6 protein-coding genes are annotated in these 8,969 nt (G+C 67.4%); 3 read left to right on the top strand and 3 right to left on the bottom strand.

The annotated features are described in order from the left end of the window. Positions 1–1,123 (bottom strand): M56 family metallopeptidase (locus tag EON91_RS12970; protein WP_292095506.1); only part of this gene is annotated, 1,123 nt, incomplete at its 3' end. After that, positions 1,120–1,494, bottom strand: coding sequence for a BlaI/MecI/CopY family transcriptional regulator (locus EON91_RS12965; RefSeq protein ID WP_292095504.1), 375 nt, complete (start codon positions 1,492–1,494; stop codon positions 1,120–1,122). The genes EON91_RS12970 and EON91_RS12965, both read right to left, overlap by 4 nt. 130 nt (positions 1,495–1,624) lie before the next feature. On the opposite strand from EON91_RS12965, the gene alkB reads away from it, so the two are divergent. Continuing rightward, positions 1,625–2,293, top strand: a complete 669-nt coding sequence (alkB, locus tag EON91_RS12960; protein WP_292095501.1) for a DNA oxidative demethylase AlkB — start codon at positions 1,625–1,627, stop codon at positions 2,291–2,293. Between the two features lie 6 nt (positions 2,294–2,299). Here alkB and EON91_RS12955 read toward each other — a convergent pair whose 3' ends face one another. Next, entirely contained in the window at positions 2,300–4,000 is a 1,701-nt protein-coding gene (locus EON91_RS12955; RefSeq protein ID WP_292095497.1) for a hypothetical protein, read from the bottom strand. A gap of 200 nt (positions 4,001–4,200) precedes the next feature. Here EON91_RS12955 and acs point away from each other — a divergent pair, with 200 nt between their 5' ends. Next, on the top strand, positions 4,201–6,138 hold the full coding sequence (gene acs, locus EON91_RS12950; RefSeq protein ID WP_292095495.1) for an acetate--CoA ligase: 1,938 nt from the start codon (positions 4,201–4,203) through the stop codon (positions 6,136–6,138). A 780-nt stretch (positions 6,139–6,918) separates the two neighbouring features. Beyond that, on the top strand, positions 6,919–8,969 hold a 2,051-nt coding region (locus tag EON91_RS12945; RefSeq protein ID WP_292095492.1), incomplete at its 3' end, for a hypothetical protein.

Here is an 8,969-nt window from a genome sequence, read left to right as displayed (position 1 = left end):
CCATGGTTTCGCCGTCCGAACTGACGTGGGATTCAGCCTGAACGGCAGGCGGGGCGGGCGGCGCCGGGGGCGCGGGCGGAACGGTAAAGGCGGGATGCGCGATCGGGGCGGCCGGCGCCTGGGGCGGGGCTGGCGGTGCGGGCGGCGCGATCCAGTCGTGGCGGCTGATCTCCAGCGCGGCCAGCGGCGTGGCGACCACGGCCAGGGCGGCGACGGACAGGGCGACGGTCAGCGGACGGCGGCGGGCGGGGGCGTCGGACATGATGCAGGCGATCCTTTGTTTCAGGGTCCGGGCGTCAGCGGCCATGGCCACGGCGGCGCCCGGAACGGCGGAAGAACAGGCGGCCAAGCGCACCAGCGCCCGGGCGTACAGACGGCGGTCGACCGAGCGCAGGGCGGCGGCGTCGGCGGCCTCCTCCGAGCGGGCGACCAGTTCGGCGTGCAGGCGCCAGACCAGCGGGTTGAACCAGAAGACGGCCACGGCCATCCGCGACAGGATCAGGAACAGCCAGTCGTGACGGCGCAGGTGCGCCAGTTCGTGGGCCAGGATGGCGGGCGCCGCGTCGCGCTCGGCCAGGCTGGCCGGATCGACCATCACTACGCCGGGCGCCATGCCCCAGCTGAGGGGACCGGCAATGCGGTCACTGGCGACCAGCTGCGGGCTGCGCGAAGGTGACAGACGGCGCAGTTCGCTCAGCCAGTCGCGACTGCTGACGGCGCGGCCCTCGCGAGTCCAGCGGTCCAGCGTGAACAGGCCCAGAGCAAGCCGTGCGCCCAGCGCCAGCATCCCGACCAGCCACAGGCCCAGCGCCCACAGCCCCAGATCTGCGGCGTCCGGCCACGGCAGTGCGCCTGAGACGGCGACCCCGGCGACCGGGCCGATCTCGCCTTCCCACAAGGTCACGACCGGCTGGAAGGTCGGCTGGACGGCGGGCAACACCTGCAGGTCCAGATCGGGCAGCAGGGCGCCCAGCACCGGAAGCATCAGCAGCAGGCAGATCGCCCCGCGCAGGATGTCGACGCGGTCGGCGGGCGTCCGGCCCAGCAGTCGCGCGGCCATCAAGGCCGCGCCCGCGACGAGGCTGGATTTCACCAGGGCAGACACAATGACGACCCAGATCATGACCGGCGCTCCATGGCCTGATCGATGGCGCGTTCCAGCGCTTCGGCCTCTTCCGGCGTCAGCCGCTGACCCAGGCCCAGCAGGGCCGTCGCGGCGCTGGCGGCCGATCCGGCGAAGAAGGTGTCGACCATCCGCTTCATCGCGCCTTCGGCTACCGCCTCGGTGCGCGGGACGGGGCGATACAGCACCCCGTCAGATCCTCCCTCGCGCTGGACCAGCCCTTTGGCCTCCAGTCGGCTGAGCAGGGTGCGGATGGCGGAATCGCTGAGCGGATCGGCCAGGGCGCTGCGGACGGCGGCGGTCGTCCCGGACTCCAGTCGGCACAGCGTCTCGAACACTTCACGCTCACGTCGGGGCAGGGATTCGATCACGACGATCTCCGAAGGTATATCGCTACATATGTAGCGCTACATGCGTAGCGGAATCGGGCGGGATTAAGGCGGCCAGATGAACTCGCGGTAGGGTCGCTATCCGACCCGGCGCCGCCTATCTGAAAAGGTGATGAAGTCGTCCGCCGAGACCACACCCGACCTGTTCGCCGATGCGTCGGCCGCGCCCACGACCGAATGGCTGCAAGACGGCGCCGTCGTCCTGCGTGCCTTCGCGCTCGCATCGGCCGCGGCGCTGATCGAGGGTGTTGCGCAGGTCGCCGCGCGCTCGCCCTTTCGCCACATGACGACGCCCGGCGGCGGGCGGCTGTCGGCGGTTATGACCAGCTGCGGGGCGTTCGGCTGGGTCAGCGATCGGCGCGGCTATCGCTATGAGCCGGGCGATCCCGAGAGCGGCCAGCCCTGGCCCGACATGCCCGACGCCTTTCGAGCCTTGGCCACGACCGCAGCGGCCCAGGCGGGCTTCGACGGCTTCGATCCCGACAGCTGCCTGATCAATCGCTATGAGCCCGGCGCCAAGATGGGCCTGCATCAGGATAGGGATGAACGCGACCGGGGCCAGCCGATCGTCTCGGTGTCGCTGGGCCTGCCCGTCGTCTTCCAGTTCGGCGGCCCCAACCGAACCGATCCGGTGCGCAAGATTCCGCTGGGCCACGGCGACGTCGTCGTCTGGGGCGGTCCGGCCAGACTGAACTGGCACGGCGTGCTGACGCTGAAGGACGGCGGGCACCTGTTGACCGGGCGCGCGCGCCTGAACCTGACCTTCCGCCGGGCGCGCTGACGCGGGTCAGAGCCGCTCGGGATAGATGGGCTGGATGTCCACCGGGATGGCGCTCATCGAGGCGATGACCGTCTCGGCGTGCGCGTCCAGGCGGGCGTGGCGGTCGAAGAAGGCTTTCATGCCGTCATAGTCGCCATCCCCCTGAAGCACGACCAGATCGTGGACCAGATCGCGCACCCCCGCGGCCATCCGGGCGTCGTCGACGCGATAGCGGCCGGCGGCGGCGTCCCAGGTGAAGGCGCCCTTGTCCTTCAGATAACCGTACTGCATCGCCGCGCCGCGCCCGTGGGCCTCGTCGATGCCGAAGCGCATGGCCCGGAACAGGCCCGCCATATAGGTGGCGAACATCTCGGATGTCTCGGCCGCCGGGATCTCGCCCTTCTCCATCATGAACATCAGGTTCCAGACGCCCATCACGTCCGCCTTGCCCTCCTCGCTGGCGGAATAGAGGTCCTTCAGTTCGGCGTTCACCGTGGTGGCGCGGCCGTCGACGGTGATCGAGCCCGGCCCCAGGCTGTGCGCCAGCTCGTGGAACAGCGTCTCCATCGTCATGTATTTCTTGCTGACCAGACCGGCCTGTTCGGGAACCAGCGTCAGGGCCGCCATCGGCTGCAGGATGCGGGTGTATTTCGCCTCCAGCACATTCGACAGGATGACCTTCTTGGCGCCCTTGGCCTCGCGCACCCGCTCGTCGTTCGGCAGGTTGAAGGCCACGGTCTGGACGCCGGGCACATTATCACCGCCGCCGTGCACCTGTTCAGCCACCGCGATGGGCGAGTCCGAGCCGCGCTGGAAATTCTTGTAGCGATCCTCGACCGGCAGGTTCGCCTCCATGTCGCGGAGGTAGCCCTTGTACTTGTCCAGCGCCGCGCTCTCGGCCGGGTCCATGACGGTGACATAGGCTTCGAACGCCGCCTTCGCGCCGTACAGGGTGTCGGTATAGACCTCGTACGGGCCGATCACGACTTCGATGGGCCCTTCCAGGTCCATCCAGGCCATGTCGGATTCGAAATAGTCGTCGGTGCGGAACGCCTTCGCCCGCAGGCTCAGAAACCGCTTCAGACTGGCGTTCGAGGTGATGGCTGCGGCCTGCTCCAGCTTCTGCGCCGCCGGCTCCAGCCACTCGCGATAGTATTCCGAATAGGGAATGGCGCGGAAGCCGTCGCCGTCGCGGCGCACGACCGTATAGAGGCCCAGCATCGTCTCGCGCTGGTCCGGATGCGCCGCCAGCCAGGCGTCGAACTCGGCCTTGGTCAGGTCGGCGGGATACAGGGCCCGACCCGGCGGCAGCGGCGTGTCGCCATAGAAGGGCGCATATTCGGCCAGGCTGTCCCACACCCCGAAATGCAGGTCGAACATGTCCAGCAGGGCGTCGCGATCAGGCCGGTTCGACGCCGCGATCTCGGCGCGCAGGGCGGGGTTCTGCTCGCTGACCTGGCGCTGATAGATCACCGACATCAGGTTGGCGGCCTCGTTCAGCAGATTGACCACCTGACGGTCCTCGGCAGTCAGGAAGCTGACGTCCGGCGTCATGGCGATGCGCGCGATCTTGGCCCGCTGCGCCGCCAGCGGATAGGTCGAGGTCGCGCCCACCGTGATCGGCGTCTGGTGATCGAAGGGCGGGGCCGCGCCGCCCGGGGCCGTGGCGCAGGCCGAGGCCAGCAGCAGGGGCGAAAGCCCAAGGGCGAGGAAGGCGATCTTGCGCATGATAGGTCCCGCTGTGGTTGCTTCCCATGACTACGCCAGCGCCCGGCCGATGGCGAGCGGGACGGCGTGACCCGCCGATGCGAGCGATGAAATGTCGATGACCGCGTATTTGTGACGCTTGGGGCCGCCTGGCCCCTCGACCTTGGGCGCGACATGCTGTTCGCTGGCTTCAACGACAAGAGACTCTGAGGAAACGCGCCGTGTCCGATCCGGAAATCTATCCCGTCCCCGCCGAGCTGGCGGCCCGCGCCCACATGGATCGTGCGGGCTATGAGGCGGCCCGGATCGCAGCGCGCCAGACGCCGGATATCTATTGGGCCGAACAGGCCCGGCGCCTGGACTGGATGACCGTTCCGACCCGGATCAAGGATGTCAGCTTCGACAAGGCGGATTTCCGCATCCGCTGGTTCGAGGACGGGGTTCTGAACGTCTCGGCCAACTGCATCGACCGCCACCTGCCTCACCGCGCGAACGACACGGCCATCATCTGGGAAGGCGACGAGCCAACCGACAGCCGCACTGTCACCTATGGCCAGTTGCACGAGCGCGTCTGCCGCATGGCCAATGTGCTGAAGGCCAACGGCGTAAAGAAGGGCGATCGCGTCACCATCTATCTGCCGATGATCCCAGAGGCGGCCTACGCCATGCTGGCCTGTGCACGGATCGGCGCGGTCCATTCGGTGATCTTCGGCGGCTTCTCGCCCGACAGCATCGCCGGCCGGATTGAGGACTGTGGTTCGACCTTCGTCATCACCGCCGACGAGGGGCGCCGCGGCGGCCGGACCGTCCCGCTGAAAGCCAATGTCGACAAGGCGTTGGAAAAGGTCGCGGGCGTCACCGCCGTGCTGATGGTTCGCCACACCGGCGGCGATGTGTCCTTCGTTCCGGGCCGCGATCTGGACTATGCGGCCGAGGCGCAAAAGGTCACGGCCGACTGCCCGCCCGAGCCGATGAACGCCGAGGATCCGCTGTTCATCCTCTATACCTCCGGCTCGACGGGTAAGCCCAAGGGCGTGCTGCACACCACGGGCGGCTACCTGTTCTGGGCCAGCTATACCCACGAACTGGTGTTCGACTATCGGCCGGGCGAGGTGTTCTGGTGCACGGCCGACGTGGGCTGGGTGACGGGCCATTCCTACGGCGTCTATGGTCCGCTGGCGAACGGCGCCACGACCCTGCTGTTCGAGGGCGTGCCCAACTATCCGACCGTCAGCCGCTTCTGGGAGGTCATCGACAAGCACAAGGTCGAGATCTTCTATACGGCGCCGACCGCCTTGCGCGCGCTGATGCGTGAGGGCGACGCCCCGGTTAAGACCGCCAGCCGCAAATCCCTGCGCTTGCTGGGCAGTGTCGGCGAGCCGATCAATCCCGAGGCCTGGCGCTGGTATCATGAAGTGGTCGGCGACGGCCGCCTGCCCATCGTTGACACCTGGTGGCAGACCGAAACCGGCGGCGTGCTGGTGTCCCCGCTGCCTGGCGCGACGGACCTGAAACCCGGTTCGGCGACCAAGCCCCTGCCGGGCGTCGAGTTGCAGATCGTCGACGCCGAGGGCGCCGTGCTGGATGGCGCGACCGAGGGCAATCTGTGCATCATCGACAGCTGGCCGGGCCAGATGCGGACGGTTTACGGCGACCACCAGCGCTTCTTCGACACCTATTTCTCGACCTATCCGGGCAAGTATTTCACCGGCGACGGCTGCCGCCGTGACGCCGACGGCTACTACTGGATCACCGGCCGGGTCGATGACGTCATCAACGTCTCGGGCCACCGCATGGGCACGGCCGAGGTCGAGAGCGCGCTGGTCCTGCACGACGATGTGGCCGAGGCGGCGGTCGTCGGCTTCCCCCACGACATCAAGGGCCAGGGCATCTACGCCTATGTCACCCTCAACACGGGTGTCCAGCCGACCGAGGACCTGCGACGCGCCTTGGTCGCCCAGGTCCGCACAGAGATCGGCCCCATCGCCGCGCCCGACGTGATCCAGTGGGCCCCCGGCCTGCCCAAGACCCGATCGGGCAAGATCATGCGCCGTATCCTGCGCAAGATCGCCGAGAACGAGATCGGCGCCCTGGGCGACACCTCCACCCTGGCCGACCCGTCGGTGGTGGACGACCTGGTGAAGAACCGCGGGGGCTGAGGCCTGGTCGCGGCCAAGCTTCGTCGCGCCCTCACGGGCCTTTGTCGCAGATCGCTCAACCTGGGCGCGCAGGCTGAACACTATCGGCTGTCGTAAACAGTCAATGGTGTCGTCCTCCCCATGTCCCGTACCCGCCGTTCCGCCTCCCCGAGCCTGCGCGCCCTGATGTCGTCCTCCGCCCTGGGCGGATCGCTCTTGCTGATGGCGACGGGGTCGCCGGCGTTCGCCGCAGACGAATGCGGCCCGGTGACGCCGGGGGTCGAGGTCGTGTGCACGGCGGCCGGCGGACCTTACGACCGGGTGACCTACACCACGCCGTCCAGCCTGACCTTGAGACTGCAGGACGGCGCCGTTCTCAATAACGGGCTGGACCTGCAATCGGGGGGGATTAGCGTCAACGTACTGGGCGAGAATATTGACCTCACTTCGGACAGCAGCACGGTTGCTATCTATAATTCCCCTACGGCTGATGTCCGCGTGCTGCTTCGCGATGTGGCCCACACGGGTGGCCTCGAGGCGGTCTATATTAGCGGAGTCCGTTCCGCGAGCGTTCGGCTTCGTGATGTCACCAGCTCAGGCGCCGGCGTCTTCATCAGCGCTCAGGGTTCCGCGACTGTCGATTTCCGGTCGATCACTGCGGGCCACCCGGACGGCCTTGAAGACCAGGGCGCCCTTAAGGTGACGGCCAATAGCATACGTCTTGTCGGCCAATCGGTCGATGCGACGGGCACAAGCGGAATCCTTGCGACAGGCTCCTCGGTTGATATTGATGTTGGGTCCGTGACCACTTCGGGCGATGGGGCGGACGGCGTTGTGTTGAACTCGACCTCGCGGGCCGAGTTGATCCTGGACCAGGTCACGACCGCTGGTGAATCGGCGTCGGGTATCTTCCTTCAAGGCAGGGGCACGGTCACGCTTGACCTTGGTGCGATCACGACCAGCGGCGACTTCTCCACGGGGGTTACGACATCGGGCGCCACATTCTCTCGTATCGACGGCGACATTCGCTCCGTCACCACCACGGGTGAAGGCTCGCAAGGACTTTATCTTTATGCGGACGTGATCGACCTGACGGGCGGCTCGATCTCGACGACGGGCGATGACGCCTCGGGCGCCTACCTGAGCGCCGCCGAGAGGGTCAATTTCACCTTCGAATCCATCACCACGACAGGTTACGCATCCAACGGGATCGGCGGCTGGGCCGGCGAGGATTTCACCCTGACGGTCGGTCGCATATCGACCCAGGGCGACCGTTCCGAAGGGGTCAGTGTACTCGGGGACGCTGACGTCACCATCGACATCGGCGAGGTCGTCACACAGGGGGAATCCTCGACAGGTATCTCTGTATTCTCCCAGCTCGACGGCGGCATCCTGACGATCGACGCCGACACGATCCAGACGGCCGGCGACGATTCCATGGGCGTCTATGTCGGGGCCAACGGCAGCGAAACCACCCTCAACCTCGGCAATGTGGCGACCGGCCGCACCACCCCTGATGGAACCACGGGCGCCGGCTCACACGGCGTCAGCATCGAGGCGGCGCTGAAGGCGACGGTGAACGCCGACTCGATCATAACGCGCGGCGCCGGCGCCGACGCCGTGCGCATCAACAGCCTGCCCTTGGCCGACATCACCGTGGATGTGGGGACGTTGACCACCCACGGCGACGGCTCGCGCGGTCTTTATATCGACATGGGCGAGCCGGGCCGCGTCTCCGTATTCGCCGACACCATCTCCACCTCGGGCGCCCAGGCGCACGGCATCCGGGTCGAGAACGGCGGCGGCGGCCAGATCGCCGTTACCGAGTCCATCACGACCCGGGGCGACGGGGCCTTCGGGATCTGGGCCGAGCTGCGTGACCAGGCCCAGGTTCAGGCCCTGACCGTCAGCACCCAGGGCGACGGCGCGACGGCGGTCCATATCGAAGGGAACAGTCTGTTGACCCTGGGTCTCGGCGACCTGACGACCGCTGGTGATCAGGCGCACGGGGCGGATGTCCGCGGTGTCCAGGTCCGCGGCGCCGTCGATAGAGTCGCGACCACGGGCGCGGGCGCGATCGGTGTGCAGGCTGTCGCCCAGGACGGCGTCAACCTTGAGGTCGGCCGGGTGCGAACTTCTGGAACGGGCTCTGTGGGCGTCTCGCTCACCGCCTCCAGCGAGAGCATTGTGACCCGCATCTCCGATGTGGAGACGACAGGCAGTCAGGCTCACGGCGTTCAGCTGGACGCCTCGCGCGATGTCAGTGCCACCATCGGTCGGATCGCGGTCAGCGGGCAGGGCGCCCATGGTCTGGTCGCTCACTCGGACTTTGCTCAGACCATTACCGTCGAGAACGGCGTGTCGGCCCAGCACGGCGCCGCCATCGATTTGACGGGCAGCAGGGTCAATTTCACCCTGGATCAGGGCGGCGTGGTGCGCGGTGGTGAGGTCGGCCTTCGGATCGATGCCTGGGACGGCAGCCGCGTCATCCTGAACGGCAGCGTATCGGCGACCCATGGACCGGCCTTGGATATCAAGGGCGGCGCGACGCACATCGAAAATCGGGCGAACACCATCATCGGGCACATCGACCTGACCGAGAATGACGACGTGCTGGACAACGCCGGGCGCTTCACTGCCGGCGGGCTCAGCGATTTCGGCCTCGGCGACGACGTGCTGAACAACACCGGCCTGATCGAAATGATCGAGGGGACGGCGCCCCGCACCGCGACCTTCGTGGGCCTGGAGCGTCTGAACAATTCGGGCGTGATCGACCTGACCAACAGTGTGGCGGGCGACGTCTTTACGCTGGACGGTGTTCTGAACGGTCAGACGGGCGGCCGCATCGGGCT

The organism is Brevundimonas sp., assembly GCF_004210735.1.
Lineage (GTDB): Bacteria > Pseudomonadota > Alphaproteobacteria > Caulobacterales > Caulobacteraceae > Brevundimonas.
This window is presented reverse-complemented; position numbering and strand designations above follow the sequence as displayed.

Bases quoted from the DNA above. Each gene is read 5' to 3' on its own strand.
- EON91_RS12955 (WP_292095497.1), bottom strand. From the start codon at position 4,000: ATGCGCAAGATCGCCTTCCTCGCCCTTGGGCTTTCGCCCCTGCTGCTG.
- alkB (WP_292095501.1), top strand. From the start codon at position 1,625: ATGAAGTCGTCCGCCGAGACCACACCCGACCTGTTCGCCGATGCGTCG.